At 64.7% G+C, this 24,916-nt stretch carries 25 protein-coding genes and 2 pseudogenes; 12 read left to right on the top strand and 15 right to left on the bottom strand.

Annotation, left to right across the window (positions count from 1 at the left end; translation table 11 throughout):
* Positions 1–3 precede the first annotated feature (3 nt).
* From K410_RS0103095 to K410_RS0103070, 6 genes are read right to left on the bottom strand one after another with little or no spacing between them, the layout of a single operon-like run.
* Positions 4–561, bottom strand: a complete 558-nt coding sequence (locus K410_RS0103095) for a nitrous oxide reductase accessory protein NosL (RefSeq protein WP_028133485.1) — start codon at positions 559–561, stop codon at positions 4–6.
* Positions 558–1,385, bottom strand: coding sequence for an ABC transporter permease (locus tag K410_RS0103090; RefSeq protein ID WP_028133484.1), 828 nt, complete (start codon positions 1,383–1,385; stop codon positions 558–560). The genes K410_RS0103095 and K410_RS0103090 overlap by 4 nt, the downstream gene beginning before the upstream one ends.
* Entirely contained in the window at positions 1,382–2,302 is a 921-nt protein-coding gene (locus tag K410_RS0103085; protein ID WP_028133483.1) for an ABC transporter ATP-binding protein, read from the bottom strand. The genes K410_RS0103090 and K410_RS0103085 overlap by 4 nt, the downstream gene beginning before the upstream one ends.
* Positions 2,299–3,639 carry a nitrous oxide reductase family maturation protein NosD gene (locus K410_RS0103080; protein WP_049819908.1) on the bottom strand — a complete coding sequence of 447 codons (1,341 nt, stop codon included), beginning with the start codon at positions 3,637–3,639 and terminating at the stop codon, positions 2,299–2,301. The genes K410_RS0103085 and K410_RS0103080 overlap by 4 nt, the downstream gene beginning before the upstream one ends.
* A 42-nt stretch (positions 3,640–3,681) precedes the next feature.
* A complete protein-coding gene (gene nosZ / locus K410_RS0103075; RefSeq protein ID WP_028133481.1) occupies positions 3,682–5,628 on the bottom strand; it encodes a TAT-dependent nitrous-oxide reductase in 1,947 nt (648 codons plus the stop codon).
* Between the two features lie 22 nt (positions 5,629–5,650).
* Positions 5,651–7,930 carry a NosR/NirI family protein gene (locus tag K410_RS0103070; protein ID WP_028133480.1) on the bottom strand — a complete coding sequence of 760 codons (2,280 nt, stop codon included), beginning with the start codon at positions 7,928–7,930 and terminating at the stop codon, positions 5,651–5,653.
* Positions 7,931–8,145: 215 nt separating this feature from the next.
* Between K410_RS0103070 and K410_RS0103065 the strand changes: the two genes are divergently transcribed.
* Positions 8,146–9,018: a ferritin-like domain-containing protein gene (locus K410_RS0103065; RefSeq protein WP_028133479.1), complete on the top strand. Its 873-nt coding sequence runs from the start codon at positions 8,146–8,148 to the stop codon at positions 9,016–9,018.
* Between the two features lie 18 nt (positions 9,019–9,036).
* Here the strand turns inward: K410_RS0103065 and K410_RS0103060 are convergent, their stop codons facing one another.
* Entirely contained in the window at positions 9,037–9,465 is a 429-nt protein-coding gene (locus K410_RS0103060) for a hypothetical protein (RefSeq protein ID WP_028133478.1), read from the bottom strand.
* Positions 9,466–9,708: 243 nt separating this feature from the next.
* On the opposite strand from K410_RS0103060, the gene K410_RS40225 reads away from it, so the two are divergent.
* A complete protein-coding gene (locus K410_RS40225; RefSeq protein ID WP_167527485.1) occupies positions 9,709–9,855 on the top strand; it encodes a hypothetical protein in 147 nt (48 codons plus the stop codon).
* 3 nt (positions 9,856–9,858) lie between these two features.
* Positions 9,859–10,515: pseudogene (locus K410_RS0103050) on the top strand (GGDEF domain-containing protein); the annotation flags it as partial.
* 344 nt (positions 10,516–10,859) lie between these two features.
* On the opposite strand, the gene K410_RS0103045 reads toward K410_RS0103050, so the two are convergent.
* Together K410_RS0103045 and K410_RS0103040 are read right to left on the bottom strand one after the other, a co-directional pair.
* Positions 10,860–11,264: a hypothetical protein gene (locus K410_RS0103045; RefSeq protein WP_028133476.1), complete on the bottom strand. Its 405-nt coding sequence runs from the start codon at positions 11,262–11,264 to the stop codon at positions 10,860–10,862.
* Positions 11,265–11,280: 16 nt separating this feature from the next.
* On the bottom strand, positions 11,281–11,481 hold the full coding sequence (locus tag K410_RS0103040; RefSeq protein ID WP_028133475.1) for a hypothetical protein: 201 nt from the start codon (positions 11,479–11,481) through the stop codon (positions 11,281–11,283).
* A 139-nt stretch (positions 11,482–11,620) separates the two neighbouring features.
* On the opposite strand from K410_RS0103040, the gene K410_RS0103035 reads away from it, so the two are divergent.
* The 4 genes from K410_RS0103035 (at position 11,621) to K410_RS38280 (ending at position 13,698) form a co-directional block, all read left to right on the top strand.
* Positions 11,621–11,911: a hypothetical protein gene (locus tag K410_RS0103035; protein WP_155253208.1), complete on the top strand. Its 291-nt coding sequence runs from the start codon at positions 11,621–11,623 to the stop codon at positions 11,909–11,911.
* A 67-nt stretch (positions 11,912–11,978) separates the two neighbouring features.
* Complete coding sequence (locus tag K410_RS37945; protein WP_063831405.1) at positions 11,979–12,548, top strand: colicin E3/pyocin S6 family cytotoxin; 570 nt, start codon at positions 11,979–11,981, stop codon at positions 12,546–12,548.
* Positions 12,545–12,787: a hypothetical protein gene (locus K410_RS0103025; RefSeq protein WP_028133472.1), complete on the top strand. Its 243-nt coding sequence runs from the start codon at positions 12,545–12,547 to the stop codon at positions 12,785–12,787. The genes K410_RS37945 and K410_RS0103025 overlap by 4 nt, the downstream gene beginning before the upstream one ends.
* 104 nt (positions 12,788–12,891) lie before the next feature.
* Positions 12,892–13,698: an agmatine deiminase family protein gene (locus K410_RS38280; protein ID WP_080672114.1), complete on the top strand. Its 807-nt coding sequence runs from the start codon at positions 12,892–12,894 to the stop codon at positions 13,696–13,698.
* 169 nt (positions 13,699–13,867) lie between these two features.
* On the opposite strand, the gene K410_RS0103020 is transcribed toward K410_RS38280, so the two are convergent.
* From K410_RS0103020 to K410_RS0103010, 3 genes are read right to left on the bottom strand one after another with little or no spacing between them, the layout of a single operon-like run.
* Positions 13,868–14,680, bottom strand: coding sequence for a hypothetical protein (locus tag K410_RS0103020; RefSeq protein ID WP_028133471.1), 813 nt, complete (start codon positions 14,678–14,680; stop codon positions 13,868–13,870).
* A gap of 13 nt (positions 14,681–14,693) precedes the next feature.
* Complete coding sequence (locus tag K410_RS0103015; RefSeq protein ID WP_210164230.1) at positions 14,694–15,728, bottom strand: abortive infection family protein; 1,035 nt, start codon at positions 15,726–15,728, stop codon at positions 14,694–14,696.
* A gap of 50 nt (positions 15,729–15,778) precedes the next feature.
* Complete coding sequence (locus K410_RS0103010; protein ID WP_049819907.1) at positions 15,779–17,473, bottom strand: recombinase family protein; 1,695 nt, start codon at positions 17,471–17,473, stop codon at positions 15,779–15,781.
* 61 nt (positions 17,474–17,534) lie between these two features.
* On the opposite strand from K410_RS0103010, the pseudogene K410_RS0103005 reads away from it, so the two are divergent.
* From K410_RS0103005 to K410_RS0102985, 5 genes and pseudogenes are all read left to right on the top strand, one after another.
* Positions 17,535–18,434 (top strand): annotated as a pseudogene (locus K410_RS0103005) (YifB family Mg chelatase-like AAA ATPase); the annotation flags it as partial.
* A gap of 109 nt (positions 18,435–18,543) precedes the next feature.
* Positions 18,544–19,011: a hypothetical protein gene (locus K410_RS0103000; RefSeq protein WP_028133468.1), complete on the top strand. Its 468-nt coding sequence runs from the start codon at positions 18,544–18,546 to the stop codon at positions 19,009–19,011.
* 115 nt (positions 19,012–19,126) lie between these two features.
* Entirely contained in the window at positions 19,127–21,352 is a 2,226-nt protein-coding gene (locus tag K410_RS0102995) for a PAS domain-containing hybrid sensor histidine kinase/response regulator (protein WP_028133467.1), read from the top strand.
* 108 nt (positions 21,353–21,460) lie between these two features.
* Positions 21,461–22,090, top strand: coding sequence for a histidine phosphatase family protein (locus tag K410_RS0102990; RefSeq protein WP_028133466.1), 630 nt, complete (start codon positions 21,461–21,463; stop codon positions 22,088–22,090).
* A gap of 112 nt (positions 22,091–22,202) precedes the next feature.
* Positions 22,203–23,261, top strand: a complete 1,059-nt coding sequence (locus tag K410_RS0102985; RefSeq protein WP_028133465.1) for an AI-2E family transporter — start codon at positions 22,203–22,205, stop codon at positions 23,259–23,261.
* A gap of 4 nt (positions 23,262–23,265) precedes the next feature.
* Here K410_RS0102985 and K410_RS0102980 read toward each other — a convergent pair whose 3' ends face one another.
* The 3 genes from K410_RS0102980 to K410_RS0102970 all read right to left on the bottom strand — a co-directional run bounded on the left by K410_RS0102980 (position 23,266) and on the right by K410_RS0102970 (position 24,911).
* Positions 23,266–23,505 carry a hypothetical protein gene (locus tag K410_RS0102980; RefSeq protein ID WP_028133464.1) on the bottom strand — a complete coding sequence of 80 codons (240 nt, stop codon included), beginning with the start codon at positions 23,503–23,505 and terminating at the stop codon, positions 23,266–23,268.
* Positions 23,506–23,606: 101 nt separating this feature from the next.
* Positions 23,607–24,563: a type I pantothenate kinase gene (coaA, locus tag K410_RS0102975; protein WP_028133463.1), complete on the bottom strand. Its 957-nt coding sequence runs from the start codon at positions 24,561–24,563 to the stop codon at positions 23,607–23,609.
* A 24-nt stretch (positions 24,564–24,587) separates the two neighbouring features.
* The gene (locus tag K410_RS0102970; protein WP_028133462.1) at positions 24,588–24,911 is read right to left on the bottom strand and encodes a phosphoribosyl-ATP diphosphatase; all 324 of its coding nucleotides are present in this window, start codon (positions 24,909–24,911) and stop codon (positions 24,588–24,590) included.
* Positions 24,912–24,916: the final 5 nt, after the last annotated feature.

Raw genomic sequence — 24,916 nt, 5'->3', positions numbered from 1 at the left:
TCCTTAGTCGTTCGGCCGGCGCGAGCCAGCCTCCTCGTCGGCGGAAGCGGCCCCTTGGCGGTCAACCGAGGCCAGGACGTAGTCCCGGGGCACCTGGCCGAATTCGACGATCCGGCCCCCGTTATCTCCGACGAACTTCTCCGCCGCCGCCCGGTCCGAGAACGGAACGGCCTCGTCGCCGCCCATGCCGCTCTTGACCCGGCTCTCGATCACGAACAGCGCCTTGCGCGCCTCGATCCAATTGTCGGCGCCGGGCTTGTCCCAGTCGGGGGTCTTGCCCATGTCGGACACGTAGATCGCCAGGATGTCCTTGGGCTCGTCGGGCAGCATGGTGAAGGCGATGGTGTCCCGCACCGACGAGAACCACACCGGCTCGATCAGGCTCGCGGCAAAGATATGCCCCTTCGGTCCCGGGTGCTCGAGCACGTTCATGCCGCAGTAATGGCCGACGTCCTCCGCGGTCATCCGATGCGGCAGAGGGGCCTTCGCGGCCTGCTTGTCGTTGCAGCCTGCGAGCGCCAGCGGCACGAGCAAGGCGAGCAGGATCGTTCGGCGCCTCATAGCTCCCTCCGCGAGAAGGCGAGCGCCGCCAGCGCCAGCGGCACCGAGGTCCAGCCGAGCAGGGCGGTCAGCAGCACCGGTATCGTCAGGGACGTCGTCTGGGCAAGGCCGGCCATGCCGGCGAAGGTGCTGACATTGGCAAATCCGGTGAGGTTGATCAGGCGGTAGGCGTCGGTCGGGTTCGCCAGCAGCATGGTGTTGAGCACGGCGGCCGAGATGCTGCGTCCCTGGTCGAGCGCGAGCACGCCGAGCAGCGCCATGTCGTAGATCAGCACCAGCAGCAGCCATAGTCCGATACAGATGCCGGCTGCCGTTCCGCGGTCGCGCACGAGCGCGCTGACCAGATATCCGACCGCGACGAAGACGGCGCCAAGCAGCACCGAGGAGGCCACCATGGCGCCGAAGGCCAGCAGACTATCGCCGTCGATCTGGCTGCCCGTCGCCGCCAGCGCGCCGACCGCCGCGCCGTAGCCGAGGCAGGTCGCAAAGGCGAGGACGGCGAGGTGACCCAGGAACTTGCCGAGCAGCACCTGCCATCGCGCCACCGGATAGCTCAGCAGCAACAGCATCGTCCCGCGTTCCATCTCGCCGACGATGGCGTCATGTGAGATCAGAAGCGCGATCAGCGGAACGAGAAAGATCGTCAGGCTCGACAGGCTGACGACGACCACGTCCAGCGTGCGAACGCCGACATTCCCGGTTGGCGCGCTGCCGAGGAAGGTCAGCGACAGGGCAAGCCCGGCGAGCAGGAGCGTTGCGGCAAGCACCCAGCGATTGCGGATGGCCTGGTGGATCTCCTTGGCTGCGATGATCATGACGTTCATGGCGCCTGCTCCGATTGCCGGAGGAAATGAGCATAGAGCTCGTCGAGGGTCGGCGGAACCACGTCGACATCCTCGACCGAATTGCCGGCGGCCGTGGCGCGATGCAGCAGCTCGATCTTCCGCTCCGGCGCGGCGTCGATCTCGACGATGTGGCCGTTGAGGCGGCGGCAAGCCGCGTCTTGCGGCGCCCAGCCCGGCATCTCGCTGGGAGCGAGGCCCGCCACCCTGAGACGGATCCTGGTCGGCAGCCGCGCGAGACGACGCAGCTCGTCGATCGAGCCATCCGCGACCTTGATGCCGCGGTTCATGATGATGACCCGGCCGGCGCGCTCCTCGAGCTCGGTCAGCGCGTGCGACGATAGCAGCACGGTCGCGCCACTGGCTGCGAGCCGCGCGATGATGTCGTAGAAGGTCTGCCGCAGTTCGGGATCGAGACCCGTGGTCGGCTCGTCCAGCAGCAGCACGCGGGGCTGGCCAAGCAGCGCCTGTGCGAGCCCGAGCCGCTGGCGCATGCCTTTCGAGTAGGTGCTGACCCGGCGGCGGCTCGCTGCGCCGAGCCCCACGGCATCGAGCAGCTCGAGCGCCTTGGCAACCGGCTCCCGCTTTAGCCTGGCGTAGAAGGCCTGCGTCTCGCGGCCGGTGAGGGCAGGGTCGAAGGAGACATTTTCGGGGAGGTAGCCGAGCTGGCGCCGGCCCGCGAATTCGCCCGCGGCGGGATTGTCGCCGAGAACCTCGATGGCGCCGCTGGTCGGCCGGATCAGACCCAGCATGAGCTTCATCAGCGTGGTCTTGCCGGCACCGTTGTGGCCGATCAAGGCCACCAGCTCGCCCTGGCCGAGCGTGAACGAGGCGCCGCGCACAGCCTTGACTTGGCCGTACGATTTGGTGACGTCGCTGACGCGTACTATGCTGGTCATCGCGTCTCCTTCGGCGCAACGCCCCGCGGCGGCGACACCAGCGGATGGCTGTCGACCACGCCGCCCGGCAGCAGCGCCGGAAACTGCGCCTGCGCCCAGCGGATCACCTGGACGGCCGGGCTGTTGATCAGGACCTTCGCGGCGGGTGCCGTCCACAGCACACGGTCGATGAGGTCGTTCGGCCGGTATGCCGTATCGGCGATGCCGTCCCCATTCAGGTCGAATGCCGGATTATCGCTCCAGTAATTGCCGCGCCCGCCGGTCGACCAGTCGAGGTGCCGGGTGCCGACATATTTCACCTGGTTGGCGTTGCCGACGAAGGCGTTGCCGGTGATTTCGTTGCCTTCGGAGCCGGCCGTGAAGTGCACGCCGATGGCGCAGCGCTCGAACCAGTTGCTGCGGAACTTGTTGTGATTGGTGTTGTAGATGAAAACGCATTTCTCCGGGCCGCTCTTCAGCGAGCTCTCGCGTTTCGCCTGCGGAAGCATGCCGCGCTCGTCGTCGGGACCGTCTTGCGTGCTCTGCATCGCCGCGTTCAGCGGGCCGCCGGTCACCCGGTTGTCCTCGATCTGGGCGTAGTTCGCGTAGTTGAACAGCATCCCGTAGTCGCGATCGCGATCGGAGGAGTTGCCGCGGATCACGAGGCGGTTCGAATACATGATGGCGTAACCGACATGGTTGCCGATCGAAACGTTGCCGCTGACTTCACTGTCGTTGGTGTACATATAATGGACGGCAAATCGAACCTGCTCGAAGCGATTGTCGACGAAGCGATCCTTGCTGCTGGAGATCGAGAAGATGCCGTCGCGGCCATAGCGGAAAATGTTGTTGGCGATGGTGACGTCGGGCGCGTTCCACAGCGAGACGCCGTTGCCGGCCTCGCTGAGCCTTCCGCCGCGCAGTCCCTCGATCTCGTTGCGGACGACCCGGGAGCCCCTGGCGCCATGCACATAGACGCCGAACAGGTTTCCGACCAGCCGGTTGTCCTCGATCGTCGCGCGCTCGGCCGTCTTCTGCAGGAAGATGCCTGAATTCATCGCCTGCAGATCGCGGCCCGATGCCCGGATGGTCACGCCGCGAATGGTGACGTTGGGTGCGCTGACGGTGATGACGTTACCGGAGCCGTCGCCGTCGAGCACGGCCTCGCGGCTCCCGACCAGCTGCAGGGAGCGGTCGATCCGGATCGAACCGTGATATGCGCCGGGCGCAATCGTAACGACGTCGCCGGCGCGCGCGCCATCCAGCACTGCTTGCAGCGGCTGCCCGGGCACGGCCGTCAACGTCTCCGCTTCGGCGAAGCCGGACAATCCGGCGGCGACCAGCGCCGCCGGAAACATGCGTAAGGGAAGACCCACGAGGTCGCTCCGATCAGACCGACGCTAGACCGACTTGGGCTCGACGAACATCCGCCCTTTCATCTCCATGTGCATGGCGTGGCAGAACCAGGAGCAGTAGTACCAATAGACACCCGCCTTGTCGGCCGTAAAGGTCACGGACGAGGTGGCCATCGGGCCGATTTCCATGTTGATGCCGTAGTTCACGATGCAGAAGCCGTGCGTCAGATCCTCCACGGCGTCGATGTTGGTGACAAACACGGTGACCTCGTCGCCCTGCTTGACCTGGAATTGCTCGAGCCCATAGGCCGGAGCCGTGGACGTCATGTAGACGCGCACCTTGTTGCCGTCGCGAATGACCTTCGAATCCGCCTCCAGATTGATGCCGTCCGCCTTGGCCTGCTTGACCGCATCGGCGAACATCGGATCCGCGCGATCGTAGATCGAGATCGGGTTGATCTTGGAGCGGTGGACGATGGTCGCGTCATGCGGCTCGGCGAAGCTTGGGCCGTCATGCACCAGCTTCATCTGATCGCCCGAAATGTCGATCAGCTGGTCGTTCTCGGGCTTCAGCGGCCCGACGTTCAGGAAGCGGTCCTTCGAGAACTTGTTCAGCGAGATGAGCCACTTTCCATCGGCCTCCTTGGTCTGGCCCATCGAGGAATGGTTGTGCCCCGGCTGATAGTGCACGTCGAGCTTCTGAAGGATGGGATTGACCTTCTCACCCTTGAAGGCCCGCTTGGCGAGGTCGATGTTCCACTTGCAGACCTGGCTGTCGAGGAACAGCGTGGTGTAGGCGTTGCCCTTGCCGTCATAGGCCGTATGCAACGGTCCAAGTCCGAGCTCGGGTTCCGCGACGACGACGTCGCGCGGCTTGATCTTGTCGTCGAACAGGTCGTCGAATTTGCGCACGTCCATCACGGTCACGGTTGGCGAGAGCTTTCCGGCCGCCACGATGTGGATGCCGTCGGGCGCGGTGTTCATGCCGTGCGGATTGTTCGAGACCGGAACGTAGCGGGTGTAGGCCGAGCCCTTGCGGCCGTCGATCACGGGCACGCCGTTCATTTCCTTGAAGTCGCCCTTCTTCACGGCCTCTTCGATCCGCTTGATGTTGAAGATGACGACCCAGTCCTGCTCTGCGGACGTCATCTCCGCGAGCGTGACGCCTTCCTCGCCGTTGTAGCAGGTCGAGAAAGCATATTTGCCCTGGTAGTCGGCATCGACGTTGTCGAGGTTGCCGCTGACGATGATCTGCCAAGCCACCTTCATCGTGTCGCCGTCGATTGCGCTGAGCATCGAACGATACTGTTTGGGATCGTCGAGCACCTTGCCGTCGTTGGGCAGGGGAACTCCGTCCTCGCCGTTGGCGAACACGTAGCCCGTGCGCGGATATTTCTGCACGCGCAGACCGTGAACCGTGTGCTGGTTCGGCAGTTCGATGATCTTGTCGCACTTCATGATGTCGAGCCGCACCCGCGCCACGCGGCTGTTGGCCTTGTCGTTCATGAAGGCGTAACGGCCGTCATAGGTGCCGTCCGTGAACGAAATGTGCGGGTGGTGAAGGTCGCCATTCATGTACGTGGCGCCGCGGCTCTTGAGGAATTCGCGGGTCGCGGGCTGCAGCCCTTCGGTCAGGATCTTGATGCTTTCATTGGTCTGGCCCCAACCAGTCGCACTGCAGCGGTTGAACACGGGGACGCGCATCAGCTCGCGCATCGAGGGCAGGCCGATGATCCGCATCTCGCCGGACTGGCCGCTGGAGAAGAACACGTAATATTCGTCGAGCTCACCGGGCGCGACTTCGGTCTTCTGCACGGCCGGCCGGGCCGCCGGTGCCTTCGGCGCAGCATTCTTGGTCTGCGCGTCGGCAGAGGAGACGAAGCCGCTGTCGGTCAGCGCCACGCCGCCTGCAAGGCCCACGCCTGCGGCCGCCGCCGTCGTTCCAAGCACGGTTCGTCGGCTGACGCCCTTTGCCTGTTCGTTGTCGCTCATGATTGCCTCCTCGGCTTCCGGTTCAGTTTGGTGGTGAGATGGTGGGTGAAGCGCCGACAGGTTTGCCGCCGGCGGTGATGACGGTCGCAGGACCCTTGCCGCCCGAGCGCATCGAGGGCGAGGACATGGCCGCGAACTTCTCGCGCTTGAGCCGCACTTGAATCATGTGCGGGCAGCGGTGATCGTCGTAATAGAGTTCCTGGCAGTGCATGCAGTAGATGCACTCATTGACGTTGATGTGCCCCTCGGGATGGATCGACTGCACCGGGCATTCCTTGGCGCAGCGCTGACAGGGCGAGCCGCATTCCTGCCAACGGCGCAGCCATTCGAACGTCCTCATGCGGCCGGGAATGGCGAGCGCCGCGCCGAGCGGACACAGATAGCGGCAGAAGAAGCGTTCGATGAAGAGGCCTATGACGAGCAGGGCGACTGCATAGGCCACGAACGGCCAGCTCCGCGAAAACTTCAGGATGATCGCGGTCTTGAACGGTTCGACCTCGGCAAACCGCTCGGCCATGTCGACGGAGTAGAGCGACAGGCCGAACAGGCCGAGGAAGATGATGTACTTGACCGGCCATAGCCGTTCGTGCAGGCCCCACGGCACGGTGATCTGCGGGACCTTGAGCCACTTCGCGCCGGTGTTCGTGAGCTCCTGCAGCGCGCCGAACGGGCAGAGCCATCCGCAGAAGGGGCCGCGGCCCCAGAACAGCAGCGCCGAGGCGGTCGCCGCCCAAAGGATGAAGATCAGGGGCGCGGCGAGGAAGAACTCCCACTTGAAGCCGGTCACAAGCGAATTGGTGAAGGTGAGGACGTTGACCACGGAGAGCTGGGCGTTCGCATACCAACCGAGCCAGACCAGGACGAAGGCGAGAAAAGCCCTTCGCACCCAATTGTAGAACACCGGTCGGCGCACCAGCACGTTCTGGAAGAAGAAGATCAGGGTAAGCGCCCCGAGCATCGCGGCGGTGATCGCGATCGAGACCGTACTTGACCGCCAGATGCGCATCCAGAGCGGCTCTTCGCCGTCGGCGGCGAGCGACGGCTGCGTGGTCGCGGCGGAAGGCTGCGAGATTGGGACGGGAGCGGTCTCCGCCACCGTGACGGCCTGCTGCTCGCGCCGCATGTAGCTGTCCGGCAGGACATAGTTGAGATCGAACGTGAGGAAGGCCTTGTCGCGGCCACCGAGACTCCGCTGCACCAGCAGCTGAAGCTGCCATGGTTGCGTAGGATCGAGCGTGAACTCCGGCGGCGTGACGAAGAGGCCGATCTCCTTGAACTCGGGCGCCCCTTCGGCGGAGAAGGACCCCAAACGCGTGTGGTTCTTGTCCCGGAAACGTGTGCTGCTGCCTTCCTGCAGAATCTCCACGCGATCGAAGATGCCGCCGCGGACGTAGGCGGACCCTTTGAACGAGTAGGTGCCGTTTCCGGCGATCACGATGGCTTGCTGTCCCGGCTTGAGGCCGTCCTTGAGACGCTTGTAGCCGTCCTCACCGAGCAGGCTGCGGCCGATGGTGGGGGCGCTGACGAGCGCGGTGTACAGATCGATGAAGGTGTCGCTCGGCTCGCCGGGTTCAGGGTACTGGCTCGCGGCCGCGTTACCGGATTTGGCGAAGGATTCGTTGACGTCGCCGACCGTCAGATTCAGCCGGCGCACCGAGCCGTCGCCGACGAGGCTTTCCCAATCCTTGATTTCGCTCTGTTCGAGATCGAGAGTCTTGGTGACCGGTGGGAGCGCGGCCGATGCGGCCGCCCCATCTCCGCCTCCCACTCGGCCCGAACGGATCAGCTTTGAGGCCGAGCGAACGATGCTGTCGCTCATCACCAGCACGGTGACGGTGGCGCCGCTCACGATGTCGACCTGGGGTGGCTTCTCGGCACCGCTTGCGACCGGCTTCATGTCCTTGCCGATCAGGGAGTTCATGGCGGCGACGATGCGCGCTTCAGGAATGCCGACCAGAACGATCGGCTCCTTGTGGTCGACGAGCTTGACGCCGGTGATGACGCCTTTCAGGTCGATGCCGGCGAGCAGGTGGATCGGCTTGCCCGAATAGCCGACCGAGTTAGCGAAGTCGGAGTTCAGGAACACGAAACCCTGGAGCTGGTCGCCGCGGTAAACGGGCACGATGGGCGGATCGCCTTGGGGCCGCCCGAAGCCGTCCGCGCCCGGAAAAAACTCCGCCGGCGCGATCTTCGGCAGATAAATCGGCAAATCGCCGGCGGCCCATGCAGGCGAAACACATGCGGACGAAATATAAGTCAGACACACCAGCAGTAAGCCTGCCAGCGCGAGCGCCGCACGCATTGCGAATGCGGTAACGTCATCCGGTCGCTTCAACATATCGATTCAACTATAATCTGCGCGACCACCCTGGAGGCGCGCGTCCTTGAGATCTTCGTCGATGATTTGTCGTCGCTGACGTGCAAAGCTCATCTTGTGCGACTGAATCTGTCAACCCCGCTGGCAAGATTTGTGTTCGTGCGGAACCGGCTAAGAAAATCTGCATTTGGAGTTCTCGTATGCCATTCCTACGCACGTCGTTGCTGAGCGCCGAGCCCGCGGGTGTATTGGAATCCCTCGAGGAGCTCTTTGCGCTGGCGCATGCAATGGAGCAGGAAGCGGCAAATAAATACGACTCTCTCGCTGACGGGATGCGCTGGCAGGGCAAAGATGATCTGGCGGAGGTGTTCACGCGACTCGCGGCCGCCGAGCGCGATCATGTGGACAGTGTCACGCAGTGGTCGCAATCGCGCAGCGGCAAAATGCCCGATCCGGCCATGGTGCGCTGGGAGGCACCGGAGACCCTGGATGAGGAGGCCGCGGCCGAGGTGAAGACGTCTCGACTGATGACGCCTTACCGCGCGCTCGCGATGGCGGCGCGCAACGAGGAGCGCGCCTTCGCCTTCTGGTCATATTTGGCCGCCTATTCCGCTGATCCGGAGATCAAGAAGGCCTCCGAAGCGATGGCTAAGGAGGAGCTGGGCCACGTTGCCACGCTCAGGAAGGAGAGGCGCCGTGCCTATCACCGGGAGCACGGCCGCAAGCCGGACCAGGTGCCTGCGCAGTTGGATCGGGTCGCTGCGCGACGGCTGGAACTCTGCCTGGGGACCCATCTTGCGGCTCTGGAGCGTCGCCTGGAAGGGCCGGCGGCGGTGCGCACGCGCGAACTCCGCGAAGACACGATGCGGATGGCGGAAGACGCCCGCGATTTCGGGAGCTTTCCCGGCGCGCTCGAGCTGCGGGACGCGCAGATGATCGCGGAGGCTTTGGTCGACGGCTACCTGGAAGGCGCCGAGCGCTCGGACGAAGCCGAGCGCGTGGAGATCCTGCAGAAGTTGGCGGAAAAAGCGATCTCAAGACTGGCCTGGCTGCGCTCGCTCGCCGCCGAGTGAGGTGACTCCGTATTCGGGTTAGAGGCGGCGATCGGGATGGGGCACGTCGGCGATGGTCCGATCCTGCGGGCTGACCAGGAGCAGGTTCTGGTCTTCGAGGAACACGTATTCGTAGTTGCGGATCGGGTCGGCGACCTGATCCAGCGTCGACGGGATCTGTGCCGACTTGAGCTGGTCCGGCAGCTTCGCACCGGGTTTTGGTAGGAATCCTTGCGGCGAAGCCTGTTTCTCGGCAATCGCGGCGATGCTCCAGGCTATCATCTGCCTCTGGGTCGAAGTCAATCCGATCGGGTCTCTTTCGTCCGGTTTGCTCGTGCCGGTGGTCGCCTGATCCGTCGCTCCACGGCACGAGCCCTGTTGGGCCATCGCGGGAAAGGAGGCAAGCGCTACGGCGATCAGAGCGGACGGAAGTTCATCGGCGATCTCGCGGTCTCCTTCTACCAGCATTCGGGATCTCGGCGAAGACGCTCGACGGCATCCATCGTAAGTTGAAGGCGAGACTGCCCGCCAAGGAAATCGCGGACTGGCCTCTGCACGGGCCTGTCGTCGGCGGAAGCAGGGCAAGGAGCGGAATTCGTGATCTGGGTAGCAGTAGCTCCCGCGTCGCTGTCCGAATGGGCATTTTCGTCGACGAAGCTTGCCTTTGAGCCATGTCAACGAACGCCGGCCTCCCAGATCTAATATCCAAACATGGAGCGGATCCAGAAGCAGCACCGCGGACGGGAGGCCGAGGCAGCGGAAGTGGCGCGCGCCGAGGAGATGCGACGGGTCGTCGAGGACTATGCGAACGACCTGCGAGAGATCGTTCGCCGGCTCCAGCGGAGGCTGCTCAACTGAGCGGCAGCGAGGGCGCTGCGCGTCACTCGGTCTTTGGAAACCCATGAGATCGACGGCGTCGTGGCGATCTCGCGCGACATGACCGAGCAAAAGGACCTGCAGGAAAAGCTCGCCGCGCTCGCCACGTCCGACGGCCTGACCGGCATTGCCAACCGCCGCCACTTCGACGAACGCCTTGCCGAGGAATGGGCGCGGGCCAAGCGCGACGGCACTCCGCTCTCGCTGCTGCTGGCGGACGTCGATCACTTCAAGAAGTTCAACGACCAATACGGCCATCAAGCCGGCGATGCCTGCTTGCGCGCGCTGGCGCGAATCCTCTCCGCGCAGGTGCGTAGGCCAGCCGATGTCGCCGCGCGCTACGGCGGCGAGGAATTCGCGCTGCTGCTGCCGAACACCGACGCGGAGGGCTGCGAGCTCGTCGGGGAGAACGTCCGCCGGGCGCTGCGCGACCTCGGCATGCTGCACGCGCTGAACCTGCCGTCCAAGATCGTCACGGTGAGCCTCGGCGGCGCGACCAACTTGCCCTCCGAGGGCGCGATGGACTGCGGCTCCCTGGTGGCGGCGGCCGATCGCGCCCTCTACGCCGCCAAGGATAACGGCCGCGACCGGCTCGTCATGTCGGGACAGGTGGTCGCTTGGCCCGGCGCGAGAAGCGCCTGAGGCTGCCAACTCAACGCGCACTCAGATGTCCTCCCGGCTAAACGACACGCGCGACTAAAGGAGCGCGCGGGCACTCTCGCGCGGGCGCGCCGTTCCGCCTGCCGTAGGACAGCATGTTCGGCGGCGCGTCCCGCCCGCTACGGGCGCCCGGCGAAAGCGACGATCTCAATCCCTAGATCGGCTCGTGCGTCATTTGACTTGCGTACCGGTTCCGTGCCTCACCCAGTCGCGGCGTTCGTGCTTTGAGCGCCGGGAAATTTCCCAGGTTTCTGCAACTGTTCTCCGTAGAATCCACGAGGGCGGCCGTATTGCAGGAGAGGCCGCTCCGCAAACGCGTGGCGACGTCAGGAAGCGTTTGCCCGAGCTCGTTCGCGCGCCTCCCGCCGACGCTCGCGGCGTTCGCGCCGCCGCTTCGCCCGATCCGCCGGTTGCGGGAGGGCAGGCACTGGCGCAGCGACGGTCTCGACCGAAGGCGCATCGGGCAACTGGTGGGTCCCAGGACGAGCCTCGAGGAATTCCAGCACCGCGCGCCCCTTCTCGGTGATCTTCCAACCGCCGCTTTCGCGCTCGACCAAGCCTTGGGAGAAGATGTCGAGGTCCGGCATGCGCGAGGCGAGCCGCTTCGTGCGCTCGGCCCAGTCGCGGCCGCTGGTCGCCAGGATCGCCATGTCGCGTTTGAGGTCGGCCATCACGGCGAAGCCGCCCGGATAACTGACCAGAATCTTCAGCACCGTGACCTGGAAGTTCACCGCGGCCCCTCGCTGGTCAGCGCCACATCGTGGGCGCGCGGGAGAGTGCTTCGCGACCGACCTGTCGGAGAGTTTCGGGCGAGATTTTGCCCTTGGTGGCGGCCTCCAGGATCTTCGAGGCGACGTGCGTGCGCGCCCCGATCTCGCGGTGCGGAACGCTCTCGCAGACTTCATCGAGGACCGCGCGCAAAAGCGCGGTGGTGGCGGTATCGAACATGAGTTGCCCCCAGACGGGAAAACCCGAAGCATAGCGGTCTTTTCGGGTCTTGGGAGTCAGATATGTTAAGGTGCCGCCAGCCGCGCTTGCCCGGGCCGCTGCCGCGGGACAGGTCGGCCTCGTCCAAGTTGAACTCCCGATGCATGACATCGTGCATCGTACAGGGCGATCTCTCGGGAAGCTCTCCAGAGGCAACTCGGTCTCGCCGGACGCGCGGTCGCGACCGTATTCGCAGCCTTCCGTCGCGGAAGACATCATCACAGAGTTATCGGTCCATCCCGACCTGTTCGTTGTTGCGCGCAACTCGTCCTTCGCGTTTCGCGGCAAGGCGCGCGCCCGGGTCTATGGAGACGCGAGGACATCCAGCCCCACCAATGATGTCCTCGGCATGGACGAGCCAATCTTCGCTCTACGGCGGCGTTTTGAGTAAAGATGTCGCCGTTTCGTTCACCGGAAATATTCGACCGGCGTGCCAGTAAGAGCGCGGAGAACTCCGCATGTTAATGGCCTACCTCTCCCGACTCGCTCGGATTGCTTTCGTCGCCGTCTCGATGGTTGCGCTCGTCGCGCCGTCCGCAAAAGCCGGCGCGCTTGCCCGTACGCTCGAACGGACTTGGGTGGCTGCCGGAGCGGTAGCCATCGGTGGTTACCTCGCGTCCCGAGCGGTTCAATGCTCCCAGGATTCGGCAAAATGCCCGGGCGAGCAGCGGCTTCGCGACCGCATCGTCAACGGCCTGGCCAAGGCCATAGACGCAAATCCCGGGTATCGAATCGGAACATTTACCGACTATATGGAAGATACCTCGGCTTCAATGGGCTACGAGCCGCCACCCCGAGGGAGTCTTCCTGGCTTTCCCGGGTCCATCAAAGTGCCCGGCAAATCGAGAGGAGCAGGCGGAAAGATCCGGCCACGCTGGGACTTCCCGGACGGGACCTTCGGCGAATGGGATTGGCAACACGGCGAAGTTGAGGTCTACGACAAGCGCGGCCGTCACAAGGGAGCCTACGATCCCAATACCGGCGAGCAGAAGAAGCCGGCGGTGCCCGGAAGGAAAGCAGAAATATGACGCTCGAATTCGTCGTCCGCGTATGGGACGTCCCCAACAAAAAGCTGCTGTTCGAGGGCGCAAGCGAAAGGATTCCGCAGGAGCAGGTCATTGCCATCCTCGGCCTGCCCGCCGACGATCCAGAAATCTGGGGCGCGGAGTACGAAGCTACGCCAGAGCAAGGTGCCGAACTGCTGCACCTCATGGACTTGGATTACTCGGGCCCAGGGACATTCCGTGTCTCCAGAGAGCGATCCTAATCCTCGCGTTCGACGGCGTTCCATCCGGGAAAGGCCGACGGCGGCGCCGTGCAGGTGAGTTCAACGTCGCTTGACACGCGCCCGCTTCGGCCCACGCTCTTTCCTTGATCTGCCAGGCGGACCAACATCCTTTTCGGCCCAATTCGGATTCGGCAGGGCTTCGGACGCCAGGGAACACCGCTGCCGATCTGAACACATCCGCCACCGCTGAACTGAGACCAAGCGGAGGAGGAGGCTCGCGCGCTGCACGGCACGGATATCGTCTGGCGCGCACCCACGACTTCGGCGTTCCCGTCGTCGGCGTGCCGTTCGACGACGAGGGCGGCACCTACGTCACAGACGGCCAAGGTGTCGCGGTGACGACCCGGAGCTGCCTGTTCTCGCGCAATCCGAATCTCGACGAGGCCGCCATCACGCGGGCTTTCGGCCGCATCGGAATGCACACGGTCATCTGGCTCGACGGCGACCGCCGCGAGCCGATCACGACCTGGCATCCGTACGGCTACGTGGCTTTCTTGCCGGACCGCAGCCTCCTCGTCGAAGCCGTCGACCACGGGTCGGACGACGGACGCGCGCCTGCGACCTCGCAGCCTGCGCCAGGCCGTCGAGGACGGCCGCCTCCCGGCCGTGAGGCCATTCGAGCGCCCGCGCGAAAGCTGTTTCGAATTCGCATCGGCGCAGTTCGCCGGCCCGAATCCTTCCGAGATGCCTCGAATTCGGCCGAGTTTGACGGCCGAATCGGCCGACGAGGTGGTACACAGCGGTGGTCACAAACTGCGGCGGGGCTTTCCGGGAATCCTTGTTTTTCAGCGGTTTTCGCGCAATCGGGGCATAAGGGAAGGGAGTCCCACTCTCTCTGCCGCCCGCAAGTCCTGGAGTGCGCGTCACGTATCGAAGCGATGCCGAAGTGAAGATGCGGGCAACATCTTCTTTCACAAAACCGACTATATATCGGCACGTCAGGCAAAACAGCGATCTCGTCGGGCGGAGCGAGGAACTTCATCGCGCGATCTCGACGAATACGAACGCTTTCCGGGTTGACCCGAATGTAGCAGAGGCAAGACCGCTTCCGCGAAGAATTCACTGTCCGCCGGCAGCCTCGCCCGCTCCGGTCAGCTCTGCCTCGTTGCGTTTTGAATACATGAAATCCGCGACCTGGAAACGCTTCGAACTGGTTCGGGAGTGGGGATGCCAGATATCGCGGCGATACTCGAACTTGCCCGCCTGTATGTACAGGACGCTCACGGCGATCGTGTCCAATTCGTAGAGCCAAGCACCTAAAATCCCTCCCCCGGGATCCGTCTTCGAGACATGGAGATTCGAACGCCCGATGACGCCGTCATGTTTCCCAAACTGGAGGTGAACCTCATCATGGGGCCGCCCCGACATGATCGCCGTCGAAAATGCATCGATGTCGATCGGAATGTCGTAGCCATTGGCCTTCGTCTCCACGAGCATGCAACCGAACAGCTTCAGAAAAAACAGGTGCATGTTCAGCATCTCGCGTTTCGTGTATTGCCCGAAGACGCTATTGCACCGGACCCACTGCCCGACCGCCAATCGCCGCGAACGCAGCCGGTCCGACATCGTCTCCCAAGCGCGATCGTGAGGCTGTGTGCGCGCGTTGTTACAGTGGGCGCAGATACGTACCGCCGACTTGAGGATCTTCGCGTCCAGGCTTCCGACCGGGCGATTAGGTTTGTCGACGTCGTGAAAAAAGAAGGGCTTCTCCTGCGTCGGCTCTCCCAGAACGGCCAGCAGGTCGCTCCGCTTCGTCTTGTGCTCTCCCGAATCCGCCTTGTTCGTCTTGCAGATCCAGCACAGCGGATCAGGCGCCGCGGGGGCGGCCGTGTCGGCTGTAGCGATGGACTTCCTCTCTGCATCCGTGATCACCGGCTTCCTATCCTCAGCGCGATGTGAGTTGCCTAGCCGGATGATTCTTCTGCCAGGTCTCCACCAGGAACAGCGAGACGGTGCTGGCTGAGTGGATGGCGAGGCGCGCGATGCGCGGATCGATCCGGCGATACCCGCGTTCGCGGCCGTGAGCATCGCCGCCGTGCGTCCGGAGCGCGCCGACCCCGTTCACCACCGAGTTCAACCCGCCCAGGATAGTGCGCACGTCGTTGACGATGTCGGCGGAGACGCCCGTCTTGTCTGGGGTCAGGCCGAGGGGCTCGCGAACAGCCTGATACAGGCCTTGCACGTCCTTCTTGACAGGCAAGGGCAGGCCAAGTTCGATCAGGACCGATCGGCAGACGCTCTCGACGACCGAACAGGCCGAAGTCACCGCATCTTCGGGGTCGCTCTCCGCGCTCGCCAGTGCCCTCTCGAGGTCCCGGTTGACCGTGTCGAAGTCGATGACGGCGACCGCATTGACCAGTTCGTCGACCACGCTCGGCGACCTTCCGAGCGTGCCCAGGCGGATGCGCGGTCCGACGCGCTGCAGTTCGAGCCCGTCGTAGGCCAGCCGCGCGTTGAGATAGTCAACGACGGCCTGCAGCCGGTCGGGATCGGTAAGGAAATCGCGCGGGTCTGCAGCCCGTTCGATGATGTTCCTCAGAATCGTCTGGTCGCCGATGCGGTTCGCACGCTCCAGCGCCTCGTTCAATGCAGGCAGCCGGGATCCGTTGCCGACGCTCATCGCGACGTTGCAGCCGCGCATGAAGGATTCGAGCTTGGAGGCCGACCGGTAGATGCCGATCGGGGGCGTCGTGTCGTTGCCGCTGCCGCCGGAGATGACCGTCGCCAGAGCTTCGAGGGATTGAGGGGCCAGGTGGATATGCACGGGATCAGCAATCGGTTTGGACGCAATCGCCGAGACTTCAGCCCAGACCCAGGCGGATTCAAGGCCGCGCCGGGCGCTGGCTATGCCCTCGCGGACTCTGTCGTCAGCACGGGCAGGGCTTGGGAAGGGCTCTCGCTGGAAATCGATCTCGGGCACGACCCCGAAACCGTTGACTTACCGGGCCACGTTTACGCGGACGGCCGGCGTCATGTGAAACGCGGGAGGATGATCCCCTTCCCGCCGCCTAGGGCCGCCATTTCCTCCGGGTCGTCCCGGAAGAAGACGTGCCTGTAGAAGTAGCTCTCGCCCTTCTCGCCTTTCCTGACCTCGATCGGTTTTGGCAGGCCGAATGCCCCCTTCAGGCTCGAGGGTTTTTCGGGCAACTCGATCAGACCGACGATTGCGTGAGGCCGGAATACGATCTCGGAAAACACCGTCCGGAGCTGCTGCATGATCGCGGTCCGGAGAGGCATCTTCTCCTGGTCCGTCGCACCTTCAAGCTTCGCCACGAGCGCCCCGACGGTGCCAAGAGCCGACTGCACCGTCGGCAGATGCGGCTTCGACCTTTCCGCCGCGACCGCGTCGTCGCGACGCTTGCGCACCTCCGCGATTTCGTCGACGAGGCTTTCGGCGCGGCTCTCCCACTCGGCCGCCATCTTACTTCCGGCATTGCGCAGAGCCGTATCCATAGCCGCGTTCTTCATCGCGTTGAGTTCGGCGATCCGGAGGTCGTACTCCCTGGGGGAGGGCCCGACGCGCTTCGCTGACGGCTCGAACGCGGCGGCGATCCGTGCCGGGTCGATCTGCCCGAGGAGATAGCGCTCGACGTCCCTGGCGTTCCAGAGCCTCTTGTTTTCGCAGCCGGCGTCCCGGGCCGCCGCGGAGCAGCGGTAGTAGCGACCACCCTTGGGGGGCGCTCCCTTGTTGACGAACATCATCCGCTGCCCGCAAGCGCACCGCGCCAGGCCGCGGATCAGGTTCGCGGCTTCCGCGTGAGGACGGCCAGCCGAATCCTTCCTGCGGATCTTCACTGCCGCGTTCGCCTGCACCCAGAGCTCCTCGCTGACCACCGCCGGATAGTATCCTTTGATGGGATCACCGTCCGGTACGCGGCGGCCCGCCTCGTCGCGCCGATGCAATTGGAGTTCGCCGACGGTGGTGCGCGCGCGGAGGATCTTGTTCACGCTCGAGGGCTGCCAGCCGGACTTGGAGAGAAACGACCGCTTGCGGTCCCTGTTGAGCCCCTTGGCGATCGCGCGGCGACCGAATCCCTGCACCGTCTCGTTGAAGATGCGCCGCACGACGTCGGCGCGATCCGTGTCCTCGGTGAATATCCGCCGGCCGGTCGGATCGCGCGTGGACTTGAGCCACCCGGGAATGCGATCGCTGACCGGCAGTCCCTTCACGCGGGCCTTTTCGCGCTTTTGCGACCAGATGGCGGAAATGCGCACTGACTTCGCTTTGGATTCACCGTGCGCCCGGATCATGACCATCAGGCTGCCGAACAGGTTCATGCCCGACGGATCGGCGTCGATGGATTCCGCCGTATAGATTTGCCGGTCCATGAGCGTGACGATGCCGATGCCGAGTCCGATGACGCGCAGAAAGCGCTCGAGCGCCATTCTGGGCTTCTCGCGCGATACCCTGTCCAGGTTCTCCACCAACAGGACTGAACCAGGCGGAAGCTTGTTCTCCTCGGCCGCTCTCAGGAACTCCCCGAAACCTCCCGTCCGGGCGTTCTTGCCCCGGTAGCCGGAGACGCCCAGGTCGCTCCATCGCTTAATGATCTGATAACCGTTATCTGCGGCCCACTCATCCGCCTTCTCGCTCTGGCGTCGGAACGAGTCGCCTTTGGCCTGTTCGGGGGTCGAAAAGCGAATATAGGAAAATGCCGGTTTCATATCCTATACTTAGCTGGTCAGTAATTAGGGAAGCATTGATCCAGTAATGTAGCCCTTCAGGCTCATGATCGGCGCGCCCGGCGCCGGCAAGTCGATGCTTGCCGCGCGCCTGCCCTCGATCCTGCCACCGCTGTCCCCGGGCGAGCTGCTCGAGGTCTCGATGATCGCCTCCGTTGCCGGCGAGATCGAAGGCGGCGCGCTGACGGCGCGGCGGCCGTTCCGCGCGCCGCATCATTCCGCCAGCATGGCCGCGCTCACCGGCGGCGGCATCCGCGCCAAGCCCGGCGAGATCTCGCTGGCGCATCAGGGCGTGCTGTTCCTCGACGAGCTGCCTGAATTCGATCCGCGCGTGCTGGACTCGCTGCGGCAGCCGCTGGAGAACGGCGAGGTCGCGGTGTCGCGCGCCAATCATCGCGTCACCTACCCTGCCCGCTTCATGCTGGTCGCGGCGATGAATCCGTGTCGCTGCGGCAATGCGTTCGAGCCCGGCTATGCCTGCAAGCGCGGCCGCATCGACCGCTGCACCGGCGATTACCAGGCGCGCATCTCGGGCCCGTTGATGGACCGCATCGATCTGCGCATCGAGGTGCCGGCCGTGACCGCGGCCGATCTGATCCTGCCGCCGCCGGCGGAGGGATCGGTCGAGGTCGCCGCGCGCGTGGCGGCGGCGCGCGACATTCAGCTCGCACGCTATGCCGATGCCGGCCTGCCCCATGTTCGGACCAATGCCGAGGCGCCCGCATCGGTGCTGGAGGAGATCGCCAAGCCGGACGCGCAAGGCGCCAAATTGCTGCGCGAGGCGGCCGAGACCATGCGGCTGTCGGCGCGCGGCTATCACCGCGTGCTGCGGGTGGCGCGCACGCTGGCCGACCTCGACCATGCCGACAAGATCGGCCGGCTGCACCTCGCCGAAGCGCTGTCCTATCGCGCACTCGCGGAGGATGTGCGGCAGATGGCTTGATGATACCGCGTGTCAACCCGGCGGTAACGAGTTTCCTTTACGCTCTGCAAACCATAGGGCCCGCTGATTTCGGCTGCGAGTTCCCCGAGGGTCCGGCGAGTAGAGTGTCATGTTGCGTTTCAAGATCCTGGCCTCGGTTATTCCCTTGCTGGCGGCGGCGGTGTTTGCCCGGGCCGAGATCGGATCGGTCTCGCATCCCTGTATCGGCGTGGGCGAGACCTCAGTCGAGCTCACCTCGCTGTTCTGGACCGCCGGCGTGCATGTCGCCTTCACCGACGATCCCGCGCGCGCCACAGTCCGGGTTCAGGTCACCGACGACTCTGATGCCGCGGACTTCGCACTGGTCGACGACGGCCTTGGGTCCGAGCCGGAGACCTGTCAGGCCAATCCCGCGACGCGCCTCGTCTCGATCGCCGCTCAGCCCGTCGATGGCGGCGAGGTGATCTATCTTTCCAGCGAAGGGCCGGCGGATTACCGCATCTATGTGCGCTCGAAGTCGGTGTCGCTGCGCGAGGCGGCGGCGCTGATCGTCGGCGCCCGCGGCAGCCATCGCCAGCTCCAGGCCGCCTCGCTCTGAAGCGTTAACACTTCGTCAACCCTGTTCGGAGGCGGAGCCGAAGCCTCAAACTGTTCGCAAGGTGGACGCGACATCGTCGCATGCGGCGGCGGGTTTCAGACAAGGGTCGGTGGCGATGGGTCGGACGTTCCGGATCAAGGTGCGCATGCGCCGTTTCAGGCGGCAGCATCCCCGCATCGCGTTCGCGATCCGCTCCTTCATGATTTTCTCGGCGACCTTCGGCGGCGCCTATGGGTTCGTGTCCGGCAGCCGGTCCGACACCTCCGGCTACGATCCCCACACCTTTGCGATCGGTGCGAGCTTCCTGTTCGCGCTCGCCTGCCTCGGGCTTGCGACGCTGAGCATGCGCCTGCGTTTCGTGGGCAAGCGGCTGCGTACGCTCGCCGCCCACAACGAGGCCCTGATCGACCGCAATTGGGAGCTGAAGGAAGCGGAAGAACGCGCCCGCAGCCTGTTCGAGCAGCAGGGCGACCTCATCGTGCTGCGCGACACCGATGGCCGCATCACTTTCGCCAACGAGGCCTATTGCGCGCTCGCAGGACAGAAGCGCGCCACGCTGGTCGGCACGCGTTTCGATTTCGACGTGCTGGAGCAGGGCGACAGCGCACGCGAGAGCAACGGCACGCGGATCCACGACCAGAAGATCGCAACCCCGATCGGCGCGCGCTGGATCGCCTGGCGCGAGGGCTATGTCCGCCTCGATGCCGGCCAGCCCGCCGAATTGCAGAGCGTGGGGCGCGACGTCACCGATCGCACCGAGACCGAACGCGCCTTGTCCGAGGCGCGCGACCAGGCCGACGCCGCCAACCGCGCCAAATCGCGTTTCCTGGCGATGGCCTCGCACGAGATCCGCACGCCGCTCAACGGCATCATCGGCATGGGCGGCCTCCTGCTCGACACCCATCTGACGCCGGAGCAGGCGACCTATGCCAAGGCGGTCAAGACCTCGGGCGAAGCCTTGATGGCGCTGATCGAGGAATTGCTCGACTATTCCAAGATCGAGGCCGGCAAGCTCGATCTCGAGCAGCGTCCCTTCGCGCTCTCGACCCTGATCGAGGAGATCACCGAGCTGCTGGCCCCGCGCGCGCAGGCGAAGTCACTCGAGATCGCCGCCTATGTCGACGAGCGCCTGCCGCTGGAGGTGGTCGGCGATGCCGCGCGGCTGCGCCAGGTGCTGCTCAACCTCGCCGGCAACGCCATCAAGTTCACCGCTCAAGGCGGCGTCGCGCTGATCGTCGAGCCCGGCATCTGGCCGAACGAGATCAGCTTCCTGGTCCGCGACACCGGCATCGGCATCGCGCCGGAGGCACGGCAGCGGATCTTCCGCGAATTCGAGCAGGCCGACGAGCGCGTCGCCCGCACCTATGGCGGCACCGGGCTCGGCCTCGCCATCAGCGAGCGCATCGTCAAGCGCATGGGCGGCCGCATCGCGCTCGAAAGCGAGCCGGGCAAAGGCTCGACCTTCGAGATCGCAGTGCCGCTTCCGGCTCCACAAGCCAGCGCGGGACAGACGGCCTTTCCAAACCCGGACCTTGCCGGCAAATCGATCCTCCTCGTCGCCGACGGCATCGAAGCCGCGCTGATCGCGCGGCGGCTGGAGCGCTGGGGCGGCCAGACCTGCCTGGTTGCGGACGCGGCGGTTGCCGAAGCGCTGCTGCCGGAACGCTCTTGGCACGCGGTGCTGATCGATCGCGCGATCGGTCCTGCCATGGCCGACCATTTGGGTGAAATGGCCCGCGCACATGCGCTGCAGCGCCTCGTGCTGCTGACGTCGAGCTCGCGCCACGAAGAGCTGTCGCCTGATTTCACCGGGTTCCTGGTGAAGCCGCTGCGGGCGGCCTCGCTCGCCGCGCGTCTCGCGCTGACGCCGGAGATCGCATCGCCCGAGCTTGCGCCGGAACCGGCGGCTGAAGCTGCCGGCGCCACACAAGCGAAGGGCCTCTCGATTCTCGTCGCCGAGGACAACGAGATCAACGCGCTGCTGATGCGCTCGCTGCTGACGAAACTCGGCCATCGCGTCGTCATCGCCGTCCACGGCGAAGCCGCGCTGGAATCGTGGCTCGCCGCTTCGTCGGCCGGCACGCCCTATGATCTCGTGCTGATGGATATCCAGATGCCGCAGCTCGACGGCATCGAGGTGACGAAGCGTATCCGCGCGCATGAGGCAACCGCGGGCAGCCATCACACACCGATCCTAGCGCTTACCGCCAATACGCTGGTGGAGGACCGCTATGCCTGCTTCGAGGCGGGCATGACCGGATTTCTGATCAAGCCGCTCGATCGCGACAAGCTCGACGAAGCGCTGAGAGGGCTCACGGCATCACAAAGGTTGCCGGTCTGATCGGGAACCTGGCGGGAACCCGGGCCTAGCCGGCAATAGGCAATTGAAATCGACCGCGTTGCGCGTCACCATCCTCGGGGGCTATTTTTGCAATAGAGGATTTTGCGCATGAACGTGCTTTGCCGCCTCGCATTGATTGTTGTTCTCGCCGGTTTTTCCCGACACGCCGCGGCCGATACGCCGGAACTCATCGCCTCGCTCAAGCAAGGCGGCTTCGTGCTGATCTTTCGGCACACCGCCACCGACGACAGCCAAAAGGATATCTACCCGTTCAAGTTCGACGATATGAGCGCCCAGCGTCAGCTCAGCGACAAGGGCAGGGACATGGCGCGCCAGATCGGGGCGTCGGTCAAGGAACTCGCGATCCCGATCGGCGAGGTCTACACCAGCCGGCTGAACCGCGCGGTCGAGGCCGGCAAGCTGATCTCCGGCCGCGAGGTCAAGCCGGTCGATGCGTTGACGGACAGCAGCAATGCCAGCGCGTCGGGAATGGCAAACCCGACCGGCGCCAATGCAAAGGCCGGCCAGGCCGTGCGTCAGCTGGTCGATGCGCCGCCGAAGGCGGGCACCAACACGTTTCTGGTCACTCACAAGACCAACATCGCCGATGCCTTTGGCAAGGAGGCCGGCAACGTCGAGGAAGGCGAGGCCTTCGTCTACAAGACCAACGGCTCCGGGCCCGCCACGTTCGCGGGACGCATCAAGATCGCGGATTGGACTGCGAAGCCCGGTAAGTGACGGACAGTACCCAATCCGCCGCCGGCGCGACGGCGGCGGGGCGGGACTTGCCGCTCCGTCACGATCCTGTGCTACCAACGTGCCGCAAGGTGCGACTGGAGGCCGGCGACACGTGAGAACATCGGAAGACCGCTCATTCCTCGTCTGGCTCGGCGTCATCACCCTCGCGTTCGGATGGCTGCTTTGGCCGTTCTCCGGCGCCTTGCTGTGGGCCACGCTGCTGGCGATCATCTTCGCACCGGTCTATCGCCGCTTCCTGGAAGGGCTTCCGGAATGGCGCAACCTTGCCGCGCTTTCCACCGTCATCGTGGTGGTCGTCCTGGTCCTGATCCCGGTCGGGATCGTGATCGCTTCGCTCGTCGACCAGGGCGGCGAGCTATATCAGCGCATTCAGGCCGGCGAGATCGATCTGGCTCATCCCCTGCAGCAACTGAAAGCCGCGCTGCCGGACTGGGCCGCGTCCATCTCGGATCGCCTGGCCGGCATTGATCTCTCGGCGCTGAAAGAACGCCTGTCCGGCCTGGTGGTCCCGGCCGGCCAGCAGCTGGCCGGGCATGCGATCAACATCGGCCAGCTGACGCTGGAGTTCGTCGCGAGCCTGCTGGTGATGCTGTATCTGCTGTTCTTCTTCCTGCGCGACGGCGACGAGCTGAGCCAGCGCATCCGCGGCGCGCTGCCGCTGCGGGCGGGCCAAACCGCCGAGATCCTGGACGCGTTCATCCTGGCGGTTCGCGGGACGATCAAGGGGATCATCTTGGTTGCGCTGATCCAGGGCGCGCTTGGCGGGCTGATCTTCTGGCTGCTCGGCCTGACTGCACCGCTGCTGGCCGGCGCCATCATGGCGCTGCTGTCGCTTCTGCCCGTGCTCGGTTCCGCGCTGGTCTGGGTTCCGGCCGGCCTCTATTTGCTGCTGACGGGCGCCGTGACCAAGGGAATCATCTTGCTCGCTTTCGGGACCTTCGTCATCGGCCTCGCCGACAACTTCCTGCGCCCGGTCCTGGTCGGCCAGTCGATCCGGATGCCGAGCTATGTCGTGCTGCTGGCGACGCTGGGCGGCCTTGCGACCTTCGGAGCCAACGGTTTCGTCATCGGCCCGCTCGTCGCCGCCATGTTCCTGACGGCGTGGAACATCTACGTCGGCTCGAAAGAACGCCTGAAGGTCCGGGAATGAACTGTCACGCGGCGTAAGCAACGAACCGCGGCGCGGAGAGCTTGTCCGGCTTCACCGGGCTTGCCTTGAAGACCGTATCCGCCTGGGCGGAGCGCTTGCAATGCGGGCAGACGAAGAGATGCGCGATGATCGGAACCGGCTCGTCCGCGAGCAGTTCTGAACGGAACCATTTCATCTCGATGTGGCAGTCCGGGCAGCTCGGCGCTTCGAGCAGCTCGGCAGCACTTCTGAGACGATCAACCATGGCGCCCTCGCGTTTGGTACGCTCATAGTTGAATACCTTTTGCCGGTCTGCAACAAAAGACACTCTGCCCGAACGATCCAGGATCTCGTCAACCGGCGCAATTACAGCCGCCGCAACGCCACGCTCTCCACCGTGTGGTCGGCGCCCTTCTTCAGGATCAGCGTCGCGCGGGGGCGGGTCGGCAGGATGTTGTCCTCGAGATTGGCGAGGTTGGTGCGCTCCCAGATCGCGATGGCGGTGGCGGTGGCTTCCTCGTCCGACAGCAGCGCGTAGCGGTTGAAGTAGGATTTCGGGTTGGTGAACGCGGTGTCGCGCAGCGCCAGGAAGCGCTTGATGTACCATTGCCGCAGCGCCGCCTCGTCGGCGTCGATATAGACCGAGAAGTCGAAGAAGTCGGAGACCACAGGCACCGCCTTGCCGTCGCGCGGCAGCTTGCCGGTCTGCAGCACGTTGACGCCCTCGACGATCAGGATGTCGGGCTGATCGACCTCGGCCCACTGGTTCGGCACGATGTCGTAGGTCAAATGCGAATAGACCGGCGCACGCACATGGCGGCGGCCGGACTTGATATCGGAGAGGAAGCTCAGCAGCAGCGGCAGGTCGTAGCTCTCAGGGAAACCCTTCTTCTGCATGATGCCCTGCCGATCGAGCACGGCATTGGGATAGAGAAACCCGTCGGTGGTGATCAGCTCGACCTTCGGGCGCGGCGACCAGCGCGCCAGCAGGGCCTGGAGCACGCGGGCCGTGGTGGACTTCCCGACCGCGACCGATCCGGCGACGCCGATGATGTAGGGAACCTTGCGGTCGCGGATGTTGAGGAACTGGCGCTCGGCATAATACAGGCGCTGCATCGCATCGACATAGATCGAGAGCAGGCGCGACAGCGGCAGGTAAATGTCCTCGACCTCCTGCAAGTCCAGGCGATCGTGCAGCGAGCGCAGCCGGTCGAACTCGCCGGGCTCCAGCGTCATCGGCGTGTCGTCGCGCAGGCGTGCCCATTCTTCGCGCGTATAGACCCGGTAGGGATTATACTGCTGCTCGGGTGCGCGGATATCCATGACGCCGCCTTTCCGTTGCTTCGATCAATCGCTCTTGCGCGAAGCCTTTTCTTCCAACCCTGACATCGAAGTGCGCTTAGCCAGCACCGCCTCGACCTCTTCCAGCTTTATGCCGCGCGCCTTCAGCAGCACAAGGAAATGATAGAGCAGGTCGGCACTTTCAGCGACCAGATGCGCGCGGTCGTTTTCGACTGCTGCGATTACGGTTTCGACTGCCTCTTCGCCGAACTTCTTGGCGCAATGCTCGGCGCCCTTGTCGAGCAGCTTGCGGGTATAGGACGCCTCGCCGCCGTTCGCCGCGCGGATGTCGATGGTCTCGGCCAGATCGTGGATCGTGAAACGCGGCATCGGAT

Source organism: Bradyrhizobium sp. 22 (assembly GCF_000482425.1).
GTDB lineage: Bacteria > Pseudomonadota > Alphaproteobacteria > Rhizobiales > Xanthobacteraceae > Bradyrhizobium > Bradyrhizobium japonicum_B.
This window is presented reverse-complemented; position numbering and strand designations above follow the sequence as displayed.

Excerpts from the sequence above, each read along its gene's own strand:
- K410_RS0103095 (WP_028133485.1), bottom strand. The coding sequence starts at position 561 with ATGAGGCGCCGAACGATCCTGCTCGCCTTGCTCGTGCCGCTGGCGCTC.
- K410_RS0103090 (WP_028133484.1), bottom strand. The coding sequence starts at position 1,385 with ATGAACGTCATGATCATCGCAGCCAAGGAGATCCACCAGGCCATCCGC.
- K410_RS0103085 (WP_028133483.1), bottom strand. The coding sequence starts at position 2,302 with ATGACCAGCATAGTACGCGTCAGCGACGTCACCAAATCGTACGGCCAA.
- K410_RS0103080 (WP_049819908.1), bottom strand. The coding sequence starts at position 3,639 with ATGTTTCCGGCGGCGCTGGTCGCCGCCGGATTGTCCGGCTTCGCCGAA.
- nosZ (WP_028133481.1), bottom strand. The coding sequence starts at position 5,628 with ATGAGCGACAACGAACAGGCAAAGGGCGTCAGCCGACGAACCGTGCTT.
- K410_RS0103070 (WP_028133480.1), bottom strand. The coding sequence starts at position 7,930 with ATGCGTGCGGCGCTCGCGCTGGCAGGCTTACTGCTGGTGTGTCTGACT.
- K410_RS0103065 (WP_028133479.1), top strand. The coding sequence starts at position 8,146 with ATGCCATTCCTACGCACGTCGTTGCTGAGCGCCGAGCCCGCGGGTGTA.
- K410_RS0103060 (WP_028133478.1), bottom strand. The coding sequence starts at position 9,465 with ATGCTGGTAGAAGGAGACCGCGAGATCGCCGATGAACTTCCGTCCGCT.
- K410_RS40225 (WP_167527485.1), top strand. The coding sequence starts at position 9,709 with ATGGAGCGGATCCAGAAGCAGCACCGCGGACGGGAGGCCGAGGCAGCG.
- K410_RS0103040 (WP_028133475.1), bottom strand. The coding sequence starts at position 11,481 with ATGTTCGATACCGCCACCACCGCGCTTTTGCGCGCGGTCCTCGATGAA.
- K410_RS0103035 (WP_155253208.1), top strand. The coding sequence starts at position 11,621 with ATGCATGACATCGTGCATCGTACAGGGCGATCTCTCGGGAAGCTCTCC.
- K410_RS37945 (WP_063831405.1), top strand. The coding sequence starts at position 11,979 with ATGTTAATGGCCTACCTCTCCCGACTCGCTCGGATTGCTTTCGTCGCC.
- K410_RS0103025 (WP_028133472.1), top strand. The coding sequence starts at position 12,545 with ATGACGCTCGAATTCGTCGTCCGCGTATGGGACGTCCCCAACAAAAAG.
- K410_RS0103010 (WP_049819907.1), bottom strand. The coding sequence starts at position 17,473 with ATGAAACCGGCATTTTCCTATATTCGCTTTTCGACCCCCGAACAGGCC.
- K410_RS0103000 (WP_028133468.1), top strand. The coding sequence starts at position 18,544 with ATGTTGCGTTTCAAGATCCTGGCCTCGGTTATTCCCTTGCTGGCGGCG.
- K410_RS0102995 (WP_028133467.1), top strand. The coding sequence starts at position 19,127 with ATGGGTCGGACGTTCCGGATCAAGGTGCGCATGCGCCGTTTCAGGCGG.
- K410_RS0102990 (WP_028133466.1), top strand. The coding sequence starts at position 21,461 with ATGAACGTGCTTTGCCGCCTCGCATTGATTGTTGTTCTCGCCGGTTTT.
- K410_RS0102980 (WP_028133464.1), bottom strand. The coding sequence starts at position 23,505 with ATGGTTGATCGTCTCAGAAGTGCTGCCGAGCTGCTCGAAGCGCCGAGC.
- coaA (WP_028133463.1), bottom strand. The coding sequence starts at position 24,563 with ATGGATATCCGCGCACCCGAGCAGCAGTATAATCCCTACCGGGTCTAT.
- K410_RS0102970 (WP_028133462.1), bottom strand. The coding sequence starts at position 24,911 with ATGCCGCGTTTCACGATCCACGATCTGGCCGAGACCATCGACATCCGC.